Source organism: Herminiimonas glaciei, from assembly GCF_042664955.1.
GTDB lineage: Bacteria > Pseudomonadota > Gammaproteobacteria > Burkholderiales > Burkholderiaceae_D > Oxalicibacterium > Oxalicibacterium glaciei.
In genome coordinates this window covers 987,544-1,004,393 of the sequence record NZ_JBHTBU010000001.1, presented here as the reverse complement: position 1 = coordinate 1,004,393, position 16,850 = coordinate 987,544, and the positions used below count along the sequence as shown (strand labels likewise).

Below are 16,850 nucleotides of genomic sequence, written 5' to 3'. Positions count from 1 at the left end.
GCTTAGGGCAGCGTATTACGCATATGGTATGAAGAGGCGGCTGTATCAGCACATACAGCCCCTCTGCCCGCCTGCACCCGATGTATTGCTACGGACGCATGACTACGACATGCAAGCTGTAATGGATTTAATGCGGCCACTTCGGTAGGCGCGCATCCACACTTTCCTGCGCACTCGCCATTGCAGCAGCGGCCGAGCGCGTTTCCACCCCGAGTTTTTCAAAGATATGTTCGAGATGCTTGCTCACGGTGCGTGGGCTCATCTTCAGGATTTCACCGATATCACGATTGGTTTTACCTTTCGCCAGCCATGACAGGACTTCGGTTTCGCGTGGCGTCAGCGCAGCACTGGCAAGACGCCCGGTCGGCAAGGCATGGTTGCCGCTCAATTCGATCAGCAACATGCTTTCATCCATGCCGGCGGCACCCATATTGCGGACCAGCAGGCTGGGACCGGTGGGCTCCGTGACAGGCGCAACCAGCTCCATGCCACTGCCGCCTTTCCACCATGATTGCGGCACCGTCAATGCATCCGGATTAATACCGAACTGCGTCAACAACTGGCGCGCGCAAGGCGAGCACCACGATATCGCCCCTTCATCATTGAGCATGATGACACCCAGGCCGGATACATCAATCGCATCCAGTGCGAAGCGCGCCATGCGGGCATTACCCAAATGCGTATGCAAGCGTGCCAGCACTTCCGGTGCGCGTACCGGCTTGACCACGTAGTCAACACCGCCACAGGCAAAGCCTTCCAGCACATGCGATGTATCAGACAGGCCGGTCATGAAAATGACGGGGATATGTTTGGTCGAGAGGTCGGCCTTGATCTTGCGGCAGGCATCAAAACCGGAGATGCCGGGCATCACTGCATCCATCAGGATGACATCCGGCGTCACCAGGCTCAGGCGGCGCAAGGCGGTATCGCCGTCGCACGCTACCAGCACGGTGTAACCGGCACTCTCCAGTGTTTCGCACAGGACGCCGAGGCTGCTCGGGGCATCGTCCACCAGCAATACAACCGGACGGTCATCAGGATTATCAATCAGGTGATGCGACACGTTCATTCTCCATTAATGCGTTCTCCAATGCGCCCAACTCAAAACGATCCAGCAATGATCTTACTACGTTGCAGGATGCGACGACGGTTGGATCCGACGCTGCCAGCCTGTCCACTGCACGGCGCAGGCCGGCGATATGCCCCATGCGGGTCAGTTGCAACAATTGCTTGATCGCAGCTTGCCGGAACTCCAGGCGTTCCGGCAAGGCTTCCGTCACCGGCACCGGTGGCGGTGTACTGGCATATATCCATTCCAGGCCCAACTGTCTTTGCAAGGCCAGCATCAATTCCGATTCGAGTACCGGCTTGCCGACAAAATCCTGGCAACCGGCAGCCTTCAATTTCACGGGATCGTTTTCAAACAAATCCGCCGATACGAAAATAATCGGAATCCCGCTGGACGCACGTACATGGCGCGCCGTTTCCCAACCATCCATGCCATCCATGCCGATATCCAGCAAGATCGCATCCGGTATAAAGTCTTGCAATAAATCGATGCATTCATGACCACTGGCCGCTTCGCGCACATTGAAACCCAGCGGAATCAGCATGCCGCTCAACATATGCCTTTGTACCGGTTGGTCATCCACCACCAGCAAGGTGCGTGCGGCACCCGTATGGCCGATCACGTCACGTTGCGGCAAGGCTTCGAATGCATTGATTTCCATCAGCGGTAAACGCACGACGAAGGTACTGCCTTGCCCCTGGGTACTGATCAGGTTCAGGCTGCCATTCATCATCAGGATCAGCTTCTCGGTAATCGCCAGCCCCAGGCCTGCGCCCGGCTCACCGCGCAAGCGTCCGGCGGCACCGCGTTCAAACGGCTGGAAGATACGCTGCCGATCCTGCACGGCAATCCCGATGCCGGTATCGATTACATCAAAACGCATAGAGGCGCTGCTGCATTCCACATGCAGCGTGACGGAACCGGTATCGGTAAAGCGCAGCGCGTTTGTCAGCAAGTTAATCAATATCTGGCGCAAGCGCTTGCCATCCGCCAATACGTAATGCGGCAAATCGCCGCCATGCGTATATTGCAAACGCAAACCTTTCGCTTCAGCCTGCGGCCGCACCATGCTGAGTAAATCATCGAGGAAAGCGGCAAACAAAATCGGCGCAGGTTCCAGCCGCATGCGATCCGCTTCGATACGCGCCAAATCCAGAAGTTCATCCACCAGGCCCAGCAAATGTTCGCCGCTGCGCTGTATGGTCTGGATCGCGGTGCGCGGCGCTGCATCAAGCTGTTCATTCTTCAACAGAATTTGCGAATAACCGAGGATACTGTTGAGCGGCGAACGCAATTCATGCGAGATACCGGCCACATAGCGCGTCTTCGCCTGGTTTGCCGACTCCGCTGCTTCTTTCGCACTCTGCAATGCCGCATCGGTACGTTGATGCGCATCAATCTCTTGTGTCAGCAATTCGTTTTGCCGGTTCAAATCATCTTGCGCCAGATGCCTGCCTTCGCTACCCAGTACCACCCACCAGCTGGACACGGCAACGATGATCAATAACACTGCAGAAATTTTGAGGAAAATACTATCGAGCAGCAAACGATCGCTCAGTGTAGTCAGCGATGAAATTTCTTGCGCATACACCAGTCCGAGTGCCGCGGCCCCGACCGCACATAAAGACAGCACCACCACCATGTAATTGCCGACGCGCCGGTTGACCAGGTGCGACAAGGCATTCGGCAATAAGGCTGACAATAATTGCTGCGCCTGTTCCGCCGTACGTGATTCTTTCTTGCACAAATCATGGCAACGCGATTCCAGCGTGCAACACAGCGAGCAGATAGGCGCGCCGTAAGCCGGGCAATGCGCCATATCTTCCGATTCGAAGCTGTTATCGCAGACGCCGCATTTCACCGCCTGCCCCGGCAAACCGACTGCGGTCGGCTTGCGTGCCAGGTAGTAGCGACCGCGCGTCAGCCACGCCAGCAAAGGCGAAACGACGAAGGCCATGCCCAGCGTGATGAATGGCGAAAATGCTGCGACTTTCGCACCCCATACGCCGGAGAAAGCAGCAATGCCGATGCTGGCCGAGAGCAGCATGGTGCCGAGGCCGACCGGATTGATATCGTATAAATGCGCGCGTTTGAATTCGATCCCTTTCGGGCTCCAGCCCAAAGGTTTGTTGATCACCAGGTCAGCCACCAACGCACCGACCCAGGCCACGGCCACATTGCTATACAGGCCCAGCACGTTTTCCAGTGCAGCAAAAACGCCGAGGTTCATCAGCAATAAAGCCAGCAGGCAATTGAAGACCAGCCACACCACCCGCCCCGGATGGCTATGCGTCAGGCGCGCAAAGAAATTCGACCATGCAAGCGAACCGGCGTATGCATTCGTCAGGTTAATTTTTACCTGCGATACGACCACGAACAACAGCGTGATCGCCAGTATCCACACCGGATCGCTGAACAGATAAGAAAAGCCGAGCAAATACATGCGCGTCGGCTCCATCGCATTCTCTGCCGGCACGCCGGTCTGGAATACCAGGTAAGCGAGGAAGGCACCACCCAGCATTTTCAAGCCGCCCGGCACGATCCAGCCAGCACCTGCCACGATGATGGCAGTCCACCAGCGCCGTTTGTTCTCCGCTGTACGCTCCGGCAGGAAGCGCAAGAAGTCGACCTGTTCGCCGATCTGCGCCACCAGTGAAAAGGCCACGGTGGCGGCGACGCCAAACATGACGGGATCCAGGCTATTGCTTTTGGAAATGGCGCCAACGAATTGTGCAAATTCGGTATACGCCTCCGGCTTTTTCCAGTAGATCGCGAGGTAAGGTGTGACCAGCAGGATCAGCCACAGCGGTTGCGTCCACATCTGCAAACGCGAGATCAGCGTAATCCCGCGCGCCACCAGCGGCACGATGAACAAGGCGCAAATCACATACCAGATCCATAGCGGCCACTGTATCCACATCTGCAGGGCCACCGCCAGGATGGCGGCCTCCAATGCGAAGAAGATGATGGTGAAGCTGGCATAGATCAGCGAGCTGATGGTCGAGCCCATATAGCCGAAGCCGGCACCGCGGGTCAGCAAATCCATATCGATGCCATAACGCGCCGCGTAATAACTGATAGGCAGACCGGTCAGGAATGTAATCAGCATCACCGTCAGGATCGCCGTGACCGCATTCGCGAAACCGTAATTCAGCGCGATGGCACCGCCGATCGCTTCCAGTGCGAGGAAGGACGCGGCACCGAATGCGGCATTGCCTAGCTGCCACTCCGACCATTTGCGGAAATGCCGCGGTGTATAGCGCAACGCATAATCTTCAATCGACTCATTGGCGACCCAGCGGTTGTATTCGCGGCGTATGCGAAAGATTTTTTGTTGGGCCATCAGCTGGATGAAGAATTGGATGGTCGGCAAATGCTGCGTTGCAATGCAAACCGGTTTTCATGTCTCGTTACGTTCATATGCGCTTTATGTGATTTTTATATCGCAAATACCGTCAACGATAGTCTCCTGCAAATTTTGCCTGCTTTTTCAAATTACAGGAATTGAAAATATTTCACAAGGTGAGTTTCCATCCCACAAGAAGCATGGGCAGTTTTGCATGTACGCCGTTTGACGTATTGGGATAAACGCACAGTCCATACATTATCTAGTTCGGAATGCTCGGATCGCAGTCTCCAGGTGCGCGCGCGCTGGATAGTCAGCATCGGGGAAATCCGGGTTCCATCCATATAAACATAACTTTGAGAGGTAGACATCATGGCTGAAACCCTGATTAAAGTAGATCTGGATCAATCACCCTACGATAACGAGAATGTCCATAACCGCTGGCATTCGGACATCCCGATGGCGACCTGGGTCAACCCGGGCGACGACTTCATCCTCGAAACATACGACTGGACCGGCGGTTATATCAAAAACAATGATAGTGCCGACGACGTCCGCGACGTCGATCTCACCACCGTCCACTTCCTGACCGGCCCGGTCGGCGTCCACACTGCAGAACCAGGCGACTTGCTGGTCGTCGAACTGCTCGACATCGGTGCCAAACAGGAATCCATGTGGGGCTTCAACGGCTTCTTTTCGAAGAAGAACGGCGGCGGCTTCCTGACCGACCATTTCCCTGAAGCGCAAAAATCGATCTGGGATATCAAAGGCATGTTCACCTCGTCACGCCACGTGCCAGGTGTCAACTACGCAGGCTTGATCCACCCGGGCCTGATCGGCTGCCTGCCTGATCCTAAATTGCTGGCAGAATGGAACAGACGCGAAACCGGCCTGATTGCAACCGAACCTGATCGCGTCCCGCCACTGGCAAATGCACCATTCGCCCCAACCGCGCACATGGGCAAGATGAAAGGTGCAGCACGCGACAAGGCAGCAGCCGAAGGCGCACGTACCGTGCCACCGCGTGAACACGGCGGTAACTGCGACATCAAGGATTTGTCGCGCGGCTCGAAAATCTTCTTCCCGGTGTATGTCAAAGGCGCAGGCTTGTCGGTCGGCGATTTGCACTTCAGCCAGGGCGATGGCGAAATCACCTTCTGCGGCGCGATTGAAATGGCCGGTTGGGTGCACATGAAAGTCACCGTGATCAAAGGCGGCATGGCCACCTACGGCATCAAGAATCCGATTTTCAAACCCAGCCCTATCACCCCGCATTACAACGACTACCTGATCTTTGAAGGTATCTCGGTGGATGAGCACGGCAAGCAGCATTACCTCGACGTCAACGTCGCGTATCGCCAGGCCTGCCTGAACGCCATTGAATACCTGAAGAAATTCGGCTACACCGGCGCGCAAGCCTATTCGATCCTGGGTACGGCACCGGTGCAAGGCCACATCAGTGGCGTGGTCGATATTCCGAACTCCTGCGCCACTTTGTGGTTGCCGACGCAGATCTTCGACTTTGATATCAACCCGAGTTCTGCCGGCCCTGTGGTGCAGAAATTCAAAAGCATGGGTATGCCTCTGTCGCGCGATCTCAAGTAATAGGAGAAAGTCATGCCAACCTACGATTATGTCTGCAAGGACTGCGGTTTTTTCGAGGCGGTGCGCACTATCGCAGCGCGCAACGATCCCATCGATTGCCCGCACTGCGCGGCGGCGGCTGACCGTACCTGGGCATCCGCACCGAGCCTGGCGCTGATGCCTGAAGCACGCCGACATGCGATGAGCACCAATGAAAAATCATCGCATGAACCGATGAGCTCCAAGAACTACGCATCCAAAGCGCATCCTTCCGGATGCAGTTGCTGCTCTTCCGGCAAGAAGAGCAAATCAACCCTGGTCGCCCCGAACGGAAATAAAACCTTCGTCGGCAAGCGACCATGGATGATCAGCCACTGAAGTCACACCTGGCATGAGCGAAACGCCGGCGAGCCCGCAAGGGTTTCGCCGGCGCAATCCCGCTGCTCCCGCATACGGCTATCGATATGAAGCGTATATGAGTTGCCTATTATCTTTTTGAACGTCAAATAATTAAAATCGCTGCCTCGTTCAGCAAGGAGATGTCATGCTATTAGGTTTTTCACTACTCTATGTGGGCGCAGTTCTATGCCTCAACGGCCTGTGGCTGCTCGGTCGCATTGGTGACAAGGAGATATGGGTCATCAATGTTTTTTCAGGCACCGTCACCTTCCTGATTTCCATGCAACTGGCTTTCGGTGCGAATGCCGATGCAGGCTCCGTCAAAGCTGCCGCCCTCACCCTGTTATTTTCTTTCACTTACTTTTGGGTTGCTTTCAATCGCTATAACGGCGCCGATGGTCGCGGCCTCGGCTGGTTCAGCCTGTTCGTCGCCATTACCGCGATACCGGTCGCAATTGAAACCCTGCAAACCGCTGCCAGCACCTGGGGTGTCTGGTTCGGCCTGAACTGGGCAGCGTGGGCGGTATTGTGGTTTATGTTCTTCCTGTTGCTCGTCGCAGGAAAACAGATCGCCAAAATCACCGGCGTGGTCGCCTTGCTGTGTGGCATTTTCACCGGCTGGCTACCAGGCTTCCTGCTGCTTAACGGCGCACTGAAGTAAGTCCGCATCTGCTTGCGTGCGCCATGCACGCAAGCAGGCTTCACCCCTCCCTCCCATTCATTCGAATAATTAATTCAACCAAATGGTTGACATTTAATTTAACCCTGCTATATTCAACCACATGGTTGAATTAAATTCTGAAAAACTCGATGCCGTTTTCAATGCACTCAGCGATCCGACCCGACGTCGGATGCTGCGCCTGCTGGCTGATGGCGAACGCACGATAGGCGAGCTGGCTGCGCCTTTCGACATGTCCTTTGCCGGTGCCTCCAAGCACGTCAAGGCGCTGGAACATGCAGGCCTGATCAGTCGCAGTGTGCAGGGCCGTACGCATTTGTGCTCACTGGAAGCCGCACCGCTGGCCGCTGCCGAAGACTGGCTGCGCTTTTATCAAGGATTCTGGAGCGAACGCCTGGACGCACTGGAACGCGAACTATTGGCGAAGAAAAGGAGAAAGTGATGGGAAAAATAGCAGACGAGTATGGCGTAGCGACAGACCATGCAACCGTGCATATGAAGAAGCTGTTGCCGGCCAGCGTGGAGGTGGTGTGGGAATACCTGACCGAGTCGGATAAACGCGCGACCTGGCTGGCTTCCGGCGAGATGGGCTTGTATGTGGGTGGACAGGCCGAGCTTTGTTTCAACTTTAAAAACCTGACGACGGAAACCACGCCGGAACGCTTCCTGCCGTATGAATCCAATCACCGGCAACAGGGACATGTCACGCTGTGCGAACCACCCCATCTGTTGAGCTACACCTGGAATGAACGTGACGGACGCAGTTCCGAAGTTCGCTTCGAACTGCAGGCACAAGGCGAACAAACTTTATTGATCCTGACCCATAGCCGTTTGCCGAACCGCAATGAAATGGTCAGTGTCGCCAGCGGCTGGCATACCCATCTGGGCATACTCGAAGACCGCCTGAACCGGCAGCAGCCACGCCAGTTCTGGGCGACCCACGCGCGCCTGGAAGCCGAGTATCAACAACGCATTCCCGCCGCGTCCTGACTGCGACGCATGATTACTGGATCGCGACGCCGGCTTCGACCAGGAGGCCGACCACTCCGGTCCAGAAAATCTCCACCCCGATACACAGCAGGATAAAGGCCGACAGGCGCAGCATCACCATCGTGCCGAGCCGGCCCAGCATCTTGACCATCTTGTTGGCCGAGTTATAGCAAAGCCAGATGACGAATGCCGTCATCGCCGCACCCACCGCAGCACTGCCGAGTGAAATGACCTGGTCCAGCAAACGTGCCGGCGTACTTGCGCCCAGCGTAATCGATGCGGCAATCGCACCGGGGCCTACCGTCAGCGGAAAACTGATCGGGTAAAAGCTGCGCACCTTGAACTCTTCATCCGACCATGCTTCCATCGGCGCGGTCGCGACCTGCGTACGTATCGCATCCTGGCCGTTATCGTTGAGCAGCCTCCACGCCGTGAAGGCAACCAGCAAACCGCCGCTGATACGCACGATAGGAATCGAGATGCCGAAGAACATCAGTACATGCGAACCGATGAACATCGCACCCAACAAGAGGAAGAAACAATTCAGCGCCACCTGGCGTGCCAGTTTCTTTTCGACATCGCGGCTGACATTACCCAGCAGGCTGGCAAACACCGGTGCGTTACCAAATGGATTAATGATGGGCAACATGGTGATAGGCACCAGGATCGCGGCTTTAAAGAAAAGGATCAGCATGAATGGAGTCCTATCCTGAAATCAGACAAATTCATCAATGGAATGCCCGGCTGCAACCCATGCGTCTATGCCACCGGTCAGCGGTCGCACACGACGGTAACCGCGTGCCATTAACTTCTTCGCGATACGCGCGGCGGAAGCTTCATTCGGACAGGCGCAATACACAATCACTTCCGAATCCAGTTCGGCATTCACCACCAATGCACTGATGTCATCATCTGATAACACCATCGCACCGGGGATCTTGCCGCCTTGCTGCGCCAGGCCGGAACGCACATCGATAATGGTCGGCGGTGTACCGTTTTTCAGCAATTGATCGAGTTCATCGACCGTGATGCGCGCCATGCGCAAATCCTTCAGGAAACTATGCCGCTGCCACCATTTTTTTGCAAGGTAGACGGCAAACGCCAGTGCTACCAGCAAGATGCCCCACTTACCCAGGCTGGTCAGGATATCAAGCAAATCGGCCACCGCCGAGCTGAACAACGAACCAAGGAAGATGGCCGAACCGGCCCACAGCGCCGCGCCCAAGGCATCGAAAATGATGAATTTGGCAGGTCGTGTACCAATCGCGCCGGCCAGCGCACTGGCGACCGAAGCAAAGCCGGGAATGAATTTGGCGACCAGCAAGGAAGCCGGGCCATAGCGTATATACATGGCTTCGGTTTGCCGTACGCAGGAATCAGGCGAGAGCGAAATCTTGCACAGGCGCGCCATCACGCGTCCGCCATACCGGCGGCCGGCCATATACCAGGCAAAATCAGCGATCAGTGCTGCAAGCACCGCCACCAGCAAGAGCATGGGTGCTGAATAGTCACCCTTATCGAGCAAGGCACCGGTAATCACCAGCGTCGGGTAGGCCGGTATCGGTGCGCCCAATTGTTCCAGCAATACGTTGCCAAAAACAAAGAGCAAGCCATATTGTTCTATCAGATTCAGCAGGAAGCTCATGGCCTTGAAGTACAATTAATTCGGTTTATCGTCTGCGAAGCATAGCAGGCGGATGTCGTTTCCATGCAAGTTTCGCGTCGCCTTGCAGGCAAGCGTTGGCTGCGCAGGCTATATATTCACCCTAACGAGGAGATCCTTATGTCACAGCCCTGGAACACCGAAAGCAAGGACGAGGAAAAGCAAAGCGGCAAACTGAGTAGCGTGGAAGAGCTGCGCAAGGTCAAACATCCGGACCATGGCTTGTTATCGGACGATATCAAGAATGAAGAAAAGCTGAAGGGACTGGTGGATGAGGACCATCCCTTCCCCTCCAAAGGCAACTAAAAACCATGTCGGCAGGCGCGTGAGCCCGGCAGCTATTTAATTATTGCTGCCCTGCCTGGACAAGGGATGGCGGCACGGATTGCGGCACCCGGTTTGCCATTACTTCGCCGAGTTGCACGGCACCGGCCGGCTGCCATGTCGGCGTGAAGGCCAGCATATCCCTGGGGAACAACATCACGACGGTGGAGCCGAGCAGGAAGCGGCCCATCTCTTCGCCTTTTTTCAATTGCAGATACTGCTTGTCGTAATGCCATTCGCGCACTGCATCCAGGCGCGGCGGATTGACGACGCCATGCCATACGGTTTGCATGCTGCCGACTATCGTCGCCCCCACCAGCGTCAGGATAAACGGACCTGATTCACCTTCGAACAAGCACACCACACGCTCATTACGTGCAAACAAACCGGGCACACCACGCGCCGTGGTCGGGTTCACTGAAAACAAGGTACCGGGCACATAAATCATGCGCAGCAAGCGACCGTCGCATGGCATGTGGATACGATGGTAATCGCGCGGACTCAGGTAGAGGGTGGCGAAGCTGCCGTTCTCGAACTGCGCAGCGAGTTCGGCATTGCCGCCGACCAGCGCAGTAGTTGAATAGCTATGGCCTTTGGCCTGGAAGATCTGGTCTTGTTCAATTTTGCCGAACTGGCTGATCGCACCATCGACCGGGCAAATGAAGTCTGCATCTGCCAGTGGCCGAGCACCGGGCCGCAAGGCACGCGTAAAGAATTCGTTAAAGCTGGCGTAACTGGTGATATCCGGATTCGCCGCTTCCGTCATATTGACCTTGTATTTACCGATAAACCAACGTATCAGTGCAGTCGTCACACGTCCTGCCTTGGCACCCGCAACCAGACCGGCAAACGCGGTAAGGGCCTTCTTTGGCAGGAGATATTGCGGCAATACAGGCAGGCGGTTGGGCACGATAGATAAGATGAAGGATTAAAAGAGAAGCGTGATTGTAGCGCTTGTTCCGCCTTATTTTTCGGTGGCGGTTTTTCTGACGGTAATGCGATCTATATAGAACTCGCCATCACGGCAGCAACGGTGCGGCACACCTGCCAGCTCGAATCCGGGTGGACCGTCTTCCAGCCAGACCTGGACCAGCGTATCGAACTCTTCCGGATCCAGTCGCAGCATCTGTGCAGTGACAACGAACTGCGCGCCTTCCTTTTGCTTGCTGACAATATCGTCAATTGTGGCCATGCGCCATCCCCATTACGAAACAAAAACTGCCGCCATCATAGCTTTTGTTGCGCTGCAATTCCATTTATTGCGCGTTTTATTGCGCTTTTATCGAAGATCAGCCGTCTAGTTGCTGTTCTTCTTTCTGACGGCGCGGGACGCAAATACCACCTGGCAGGGATCGGATTTGGGATTCGCACCGTCCCAGATAGAGGTCGCGACGATGCTGACGCCACTGGTCAGGATCGCGGCCCCGATACGGGCGATGGTGCCGAGGGTACCGGATTCATCTATATTCAATTGCGGCTTGCCGATGGGACCTGCTATCTTTACCCCATCCGAGAAATTGGACAGCCCGAGGCTGAAGCCGGAACGCACTTTCACGCTACCGCGCAAATCCACGGTTTGTTGACGCAAGTTGACTTCGCCACTGGTCAGCAACTGACTGACGTCGCTACGCGCACCGACGATGCCCGCACCTTTGGCCACGCCGGATTGAAATGGCAAACGACCACTGGCACAAGCGAGGTCAATGCGCGTTGCATCCTTGGTCGAAAACAAACCGGTCAGCCAGAATTCCGCCTTGCCTGCACCCGGCGACAGGATCTGCGCACTGCCGATACGGATATCGACCGGACCATTCAGGCCGGCGGCCAAATCCTTCATCGATGCACCACTGGTATGCACCTTGGCATCGACCTTCATCGCACCACCGTTGATGGCGACTTTTTTTCCGGTGGCCTTGAACCAGCCTCCCAGTGAAACATCGTTGAGTTGCAGGTTCAGCTGCACTGCCTGTTTCTTCCCTTCCAGGACAATATCGCCTGTCGCGCTCCCGCCCAACAAGCTACCGGAAAAGTGTTGCACGTTCAGTTTGTCACCGGTGAATGTCATCGTGCCTTGTGCATTCGCGACCTCTACTCCCGAGCGCAACTTCAACTGCACGATGGTGGCGTCCAGCTTGCCGTCCACCCCATCCATTTCACGCAACAAAGGCCAGGCCAGCGGCTTGTCACGAAATAGCTCGCCCTCTTTTTTTTCCGGTAACGGCGCTTGGCCCAGGTCAAGGAAGGTTTGTTCCATATCGATGTAATCGGCTTGCAGGCGTGCATCAAAGTTTGGCCGCTCATTCTTCCGCGCCCACTTTCCAGCGCCGCTCAAATTGAGTTTGCCGAGTTGCAGCTTCAGGTCTGTGAAGGCGGATAGTCCGTCTTTCGCCTGCAGCAGGACGCTTGCCTTGAGCGGCACCGGCGAAGCCCGGTCCACCTGCAGGAAACCATACAGTTCCTTCATCGAGGCCGCATCCACGACCAGCGCAAAATCATAATCCTGCAATCCGCTATCCAGCGGCAATTGTCCGGTGACACTTGCCTGCGTTTCGCCGGACTTGAGCGTCAGGCTACCTTTGCTGACCGCATGCGGTGTACCAAGCGCCGACAAATCATCCAGCTTGCCGTCGAATTGCAATCCATACTGCCCGCGCACCACGCGGCCACTGACAGCCATATTGCGCAAACCACTGTCGCCGCTGGCCCGCAAGCGTTCCAGTCGCCAGCGTTTGATTTCGGTATCGGGGGTGCGGTAATTGATGGTGCTGCCATCGGCCCGCAGGGCCAGCAAATCGAATTGGGAGGTGCGCAGGGTTCGTGTCTTTGGCATTTCCCAGCTACGGCGACCATCAGCAGCGACTTCCAGATTAAGTTGCAGACCCTTGACGAGTAAACCTTCGACCACCACATTGCCGCGCAACAAAGGCAGCAATGACAGCCGTGCGCGAACCTCATCGGCTTGCAACAAATACTTGTCCTTGGCCCAGTCGGGATTGGAAATGCGCACATCGCGCGCGCGCAAGCGCGGATACGGCAGCAAGTCCAGCGACAAGCCGCCTATGGTCAAATCACGGTTCCAGCTTTGCTTGAGGCTGCTGCGTGCCAGCTCGGTCAGGTGCGCGCTATCTGTCAGCCTTTGCAGCGCAAATCCGCCCAGCACCAATAGCAGCACTACAACTGCCAGCACTGACAGCAATATCTTTTGCCACTTGCGCATACTCTCTATCCTTGTCTGGAACCACTTCGGGTTGCGGATTTTCGCGATTGACAGTGGTCGAGGATATAACAGATGCGGGGTCTGCGTCACCCCGACATGCTGTAGGAGGATACGGACAAGCGCCGGATAAATGGATTAAGCAGTGGCCGCTGCCGGCATGACGCCGTTCAAAAGGTAATCAATCAACTCGCGTACCGGACGGATTTCGCTACCGAAAGGCAATTTTTCCGAGCCACGGAAAAACAAGCCGCGTTTAACGTCACCCTGCAATGCAAAGCCCAATTGCGTATCAATGCAGAACTGCCCGGCTTTGGCGATACCGTCACGCAAACCGCACTGATGCAGGCAGTCAAAGCCGACCGTGCATTCTTTCGGCCCGGCCTTGCCTTGCAACTTGGCTTCCTTGTCGAGATAGTTACTCAACCATTGCGTCTTCACCGCACGTGCCGGCAAACCGGCGCAACTCATGAAAGTAACGATGTCTTCCGGACGTGCTTGTGTCAGTACTTTTTTGAAGTTGATGTGCGCATCACCTTCTTCGCTGACAGCAAACGGCGTTCCCAGTTGCACGGCACTCGCACCAAGTGCAAACAATTCACCTACCTGCTGCGGACTGTGTATGCCACCGGCGGTGATCAGTGGAATGTTTTCACTTTCGAGGCCGAGTTGTTTGAACAATTGCAGCGTTTCTTCCAGTACGACTGAGAATGCAAAGTGCGGATCATTGACACTATCCAGCCCTGCCGCGCCCAGGTGACCGGCAGCATATTGCGGATTCTCGATCACGATTGCATCCGGCAAGCGTTTGCGTCGCATCCATTTCTTCAGGATCAGGGAGATGCCGCGCGCATCGGATAAAATCGGTATCAAAGCCACGTCCGGGAATTCACTGGTCAGTTCCGGCAAATCCATCGGCAAGCCGGCCCCCACGACGATCGCATCCGCGCCACTCTCGCACGACTGGCGGACATATGCGGCATACTCGGCAACAGCGCGCATGACATTCACTGCAATCACGCCATTGCCTTCGGCGATCGCATGCGCCGCACGTATCTCACGGTCCAGTGCGATCAGGTTCACTTCATTGATTAATGCCTTGTCACGTGTTTTATCCGTACGCGCCATCAGGTCCGGATGATGACGACGCAAGTCGACACTGGAAATCGTGCCGACCGCACCCAGCCGGGCGACATTACCGGCCAGGCCGTGTGCAGAAATACCGACGCCCATGCCACCCTGCACGATGGGCAGTAGCAATTTATTCTTCAGTTTCAATTTGGGAAATGCGGTATCCAACACGGTCATCCTTCGGTTTCCATAGCGATGGCTGACTGTAGCAAAGCGAAATGAGAATGGATTGATGTGGATCAAAAATGCGCCAGACTCAGGCCCGATGCAGGGACTTGAAACATAAGCCGGGCAGCACCATCATTCTCCTTGTCAGATCGCCATTGCGGCCCTTAACATGTGAAAACATGCATAACAACTATCAACAGGGAGCGGGCTGATGCCGGATCATCGTTCCGAAAAACATTTCAACGGTCGCATCGGCTGGCTACGTGCGGCAGTACTCGGCGCGAACGACGGCATCATCTCCACCGCCTGCCTGCTGCTGGGTGTCGCATCCGCCGATATGGCACGCAGTGAATTGCTGCTGACCGGCGTCGCCGCGCTGGTTGCCGGTGCGATGTCGATGGCGGCCGGCGAATACGTATCGGTCAGCTCACAAGCCGATACCGAACAAGCCGAACTCGATCGTGAACAACAGGAACTAATAGCCCAACCGGCTGCCGAACATCGTGAATTGGCATCCATCTATGTTGCGCGCGGCGTCAGTCCTGAACTGGCCAAACAAGTGGCACAGCAACTAATGGCGCACGATGCCTTGAGTGCACATGCGCGCGATGAACTGGGTATCCACGAAGCGTCGGCAGCGCGCCCGGTCGAAGCGGCAATTACATCTGCCGTCACCTTCTCGCTCGGCGCCGCCCTGCCCTTGCTGACCGCCTTGCTGGTGCCGGGTGCCATCCTGGTGCCGGCACTGGGCCTGACTTCGATGTTATTCCTGGTATGCCTGGGGATGCTGGCGGCCAAGGCCGGTGGTGCACCACTATTACCGGCAGCCTTGCGCGTCGGCTTCTGGGGCGCATTGGCGATGATCGTTACCTCACTCATAGGCAAGTTATTCGGCACCATAGTGTAGATACTCATTACGATAGATACAGAATTTCCCCCTGAACAAGTTGCGAGGTCGTAACCATGAAATTCAAGGACTATTACGAAACGCTGGGTGTGAAGCGCGATGCGACGCAGGATGAAATTAAAAATGCGTATCGCAAACTGGCACGCAAATTCCATCCGGATGTCAGCAAGGAAGCGGATGCGGAAGCACGCTTCAAGGAAATGGGCGAAGCCTACAAGGTCCTGAAAGACCCGGAAAAACGTGCGTCCTACGATCAGCTCGGCGCTAACTGGCAAAACGGCCAGGACTTCCAGCCACCGCCTAACGGCGATGCAGGTTTTGAATTCAGGGGGCGCGGTGACCATCCCGGCTTCGGTGAAGGTAGCGATTTCGGTGATTACTTCGAACAGATGTTCGGCCACCAGAGCGGCTGGGGCCACAGTCGCGGGCGTGCCATGCATGCACAAGGCGAAGACCATCATGCCAAAGTGCAAATCGACCTGGAAGATGCATATAACGGTGCCGAGCGCAGTATCTCGTTGCGCATGCCGGTCGTCGATGAAAACGGCCATGTCATCACCAGGGACCGCACGCTTAGCGTCACCATCCCGAAAGGCATACGTGCCGGGCAAACCTTGCGCCTCGCCGGCCAGGGCGGCCCCGGCATAGGTGAAGGCAAGGCCGGTGACCTCTACCTGGAAATCACCTTCCGTCCACATCCACGTTATCGGGTCGATGGCCGCGATGTGTATCTCGATTTGCCATTGGCACCGTGGGAAGCGGCACTGGGTGCAAATGTCACGGTCCCGACACCTGCCGGCTCGGTGGAACTGACGATACCGGCCAACTCCAGCTCGGGCCGCAAATTGCGCCTGAAAGGCAAAGGCATACCCGGCAAGGAAGCCGGCGACTTGTATGTAGTGTTGAACATAGCCTTGCCACCGGCCACTAGCGAAGAAGCCAAAGCGGCGTATCGCACGCTGCAGCAAGCCTTCGATTTCAATCCACGCGCAGCGCTGTAAGGAGGTCGCATCATGAACCAGACGACAAGTGTTTACTGTGAAAGCCAGTTGCTCGACGATGATGTGACCTTGACCCTGATCGAGCTCTCGCAAGCCTGCAATGCACCGCAAGACCTGATTACGGCCTGGGTCTTTGAAGGCGTGCTGGAAGCGGACGGGCAGCAACCGCAGGAATGGCGCTTTAGCGGTGCCGCGGTGCGACGCGCCAGGGTTGCGCAACATCTGGCGCAAGACCTCGAAGTCAATACACCGGGCGTCGCACTGGCGCTGGACTTGCTCGAGCGTATCGATGCGCTAGAAGCGCAACTCAAGCGCAGAAGCCGTTACTAGCCAGCCGCCCTATTCCCCTCATATATTTTTCCTGCTTGACTTTGG

Annotated in this window: 17 protein-coding genes; 9 read left to right on the top strand and 8 right to left on the bottom strand. The window is 56.0% G+C overall.

Translation table 11 applies throughout. The annotated features are described in order from the left end of the window. Nucleotides 1-127 precede the first annotated feature (127 nt). The gene (locus ACFQPC_RS04340; protein ID WP_382270364.1) at nucleotides 128-1,069 is read right to left on the bottom strand and encodes a response regulator; all 942 of its coding nucleotides are present in this window, start codon (nucleotides 1,067-1,069) and stop codon (nucleotides 128-130) included. Beyond that, the gene (locus ACFQPC_RS04335) at nucleotides 1,044-4,412 is read right to left on the bottom strand and encodes a hybrid sensor histidine kinase/response regulator (protein WP_382271870.1); all 3,369 of its coding nucleotides are present in this window, start codon (nucleotides 4,410-4,412) and stop codon (nucleotides 1,044-1,046) included. The genes ACFQPC_RS04340 and ACFQPC_RS04335 overlap by 26 nt, the downstream gene beginning before the upstream one ends. Nucleotides 4,413-4,787: 375 nt before the next feature. On the opposite strand from ACFQPC_RS04335, the gene fmdA reads away from it, so the two are divergent. From fmdA to ACFQPC_RS04310, 5 genes are all read left to right on the top strand, one after another. After that, entirely contained in the window at nucleotides 4,788-6,020 is a 1,233-nt protein-coding gene (gene fmdA / locus ACFQPC_RS04330) for a formamidase (protein ID WP_012079746.1), read from the top strand. 12 nt (nucleotides 6,021-6,032) lie between these two features. Then, entirely contained in the window at nucleotides 6,033-6,377 is a 345-nt protein-coding gene (locus tag ACFQPC_RS04325; RefSeq protein ID WP_382270363.1) for an FmdB family zinc ribbon protein, read from the top strand. Between the two features lie 166 nt (nucleotides 6,378-6,543). Further along, entirely contained in the window at nucleotides 6,544-7,059 is a 516-nt protein-coding gene (locus ACFQPC_RS04320; protein WP_382270362.1) for an AmiS/UreI family transporter, read from the top strand. A gap of 121 nt (nucleotides 7,060-7,180) precedes the next feature. Then, nucleotides 7,181-7,519, top strand: a complete 339-nt coding sequence (locus ACFQPC_RS04315) for an ArsR/SmtB family transcription factor (RefSeq protein WP_382270361.1) — start codon at nucleotides 7,181-7,183, stop codon at nucleotides 7,517-7,519. Further along, a complete protein-coding gene (locus tag ACFQPC_RS04310) occupies nucleotides 7,519-8,067 on the top strand; it encodes an SRPBCC family protein (protein WP_382270360.1) in 549 nt (182 codons plus the stop codon). The genes ACFQPC_RS04315 and ACFQPC_RS04310 overlap by 1 nt, the downstream gene beginning before the upstream one ends. Before the next feature lie 13 nt (nucleotides 8,068-8,080). On the opposite strand, the gene ACFQPC_RS04305 is transcribed toward ACFQPC_RS04310, so the two are convergent. Together ACFQPC_RS04305 and ACFQPC_RS04300 are read right to left on the bottom strand one after the other, a co-directional pair. Beyond that, nucleotides 8,081-8,761 carry a MarC family protein gene (locus ACFQPC_RS04305; RefSeq protein WP_382270359.1) on the bottom strand — a complete coding sequence of 227 codons (681 nt, stop codon included), beginning with the start codon at nucleotides 8,759-8,761 and terminating at the stop codon, nucleotides 8,081-8,083. Nucleotides 8,762-8,782: 21 nt separating this feature from the next. Then, entirely contained in the window at nucleotides 8,783-9,712 is a 930-nt protein-coding gene (locus tag ACFQPC_RS04300) for a DedA family protein/thiosulfate sulfurtransferase GlpE (RefSeq protein WP_382270358.1), read from the bottom strand. A 138-nt stretch (nucleotides 9,713-9,850) separates the two neighbouring features. Here ACFQPC_RS04300 and ACFQPC_RS04295 point away from each other — a divergent pair, with 138 nt between their 5' ends. Then, on the top strand, nucleotides 9,851-10,036 hold the full coding sequence (locus ACFQPC_RS04295) for a hypothetical protein (RefSeq protein WP_041296509.1): 186 nt from the start codon (nucleotides 9,851-9,853) through the stop codon (nucleotides 10,034-10,036). Between the two features lie 40 nt (nucleotides 10,037-10,076). On the opposite strand, the gene asd is transcribed toward ACFQPC_RS04295, so the two are convergent. From asd to ACFQPC_RS04275, 4 genes are all read right to left on the bottom strand, one after another. Continuing rightward, complete coding sequence (gene asd, locus ACFQPC_RS04290) at nucleotides 10,077-10,964, bottom strand: archaetidylserine decarboxylase (protein WP_382270357.1); 888 nt, start codon at nucleotides 10,962-10,964, stop codon at nucleotides 10,077-10,079. Between the two features lie 54 nt (nucleotides 10,965-11,018). Continuing rightward, nucleotides 11,019-11,246 carry a hypothetical protein gene (locus ACFQPC_RS04285; protein WP_382270356.1) on the bottom strand — a complete coding sequence of 76 codons (228 nt, stop codon included), beginning with the start codon at nucleotides 11,244-11,246 and terminating at the stop codon, nucleotides 11,019-11,021. A 105-nt stretch (nucleotides 11,247-11,351) separates the two neighbouring features. Then, nucleotides 11,352-13,271 carry an AsmA family protein gene (locus tag ACFQPC_RS04280; RefSeq protein ID WP_382270355.1) on the bottom strand — a complete coding sequence of 640 codons (1,920 nt, stop codon included), beginning with the start codon at nucleotides 13,269-13,271 and terminating at the stop codon, nucleotides 11,352-11,354. Between the two features lie 135 nt (nucleotides 13,272-13,406). Next, on the bottom strand, nucleotides 13,407-14,576 hold the full coding sequence (locus ACFQPC_RS04275; RefSeq protein ID WP_382270354.1) for an NAD(P)H-dependent flavin oxidoreductase: 1,170 nt from the start codon (nucleotides 14,574-14,576) through the stop codon (nucleotides 13,407-13,409). 202 nt (nucleotides 14,577-14,778) lie between these two features. Here ACFQPC_RS04275 and ACFQPC_RS04270 point away from each other — a divergent pair, with 202 nt between their 5' ends. Genes ACFQPC_RS04270 through ACFQPC_RS04260 form a run of 3 tightly spaced genes read left to right on the top strand, consistent with a single transcriptional unit; the run spans nucleotide 14,779 to nucleotide 16,805 of the window. After that, nucleotides 14,779-15,474, top strand: coding sequence for a VIT1/CCC1 transporter family protein (locus tag ACFQPC_RS04270; RefSeq protein WP_382270353.1), 696 nt, complete (start codon nucleotides 14,779-14,781; stop codon nucleotides 15,472-15,474). A 56-nt stretch (nucleotides 15,475-15,530) separates the two neighbouring features. Next, a complete protein-coding gene (locus tag ACFQPC_RS04265) occupies nucleotides 15,531-16,475 on the top strand; it encodes a DnaJ C-terminal domain-containing protein (RefSeq protein WP_382270352.1) in 945 nt (314 codons plus the stop codon). Between the two features lie 12 nt (nucleotides 16,476-16,487). After that, nucleotides 16,488-16,805 carry a chaperone modulator CbpM gene (locus ACFQPC_RS04260; RefSeq protein WP_382270351.1) on the top strand — a complete coding sequence of 106 codons (318 nt, stop codon included), beginning with the start codon at nucleotides 16,488-16,490 and terminating at the stop codon, nucleotides 16,803-16,805. Nucleotides 16,806-16,850: the final 45 nt, after the last annotated feature.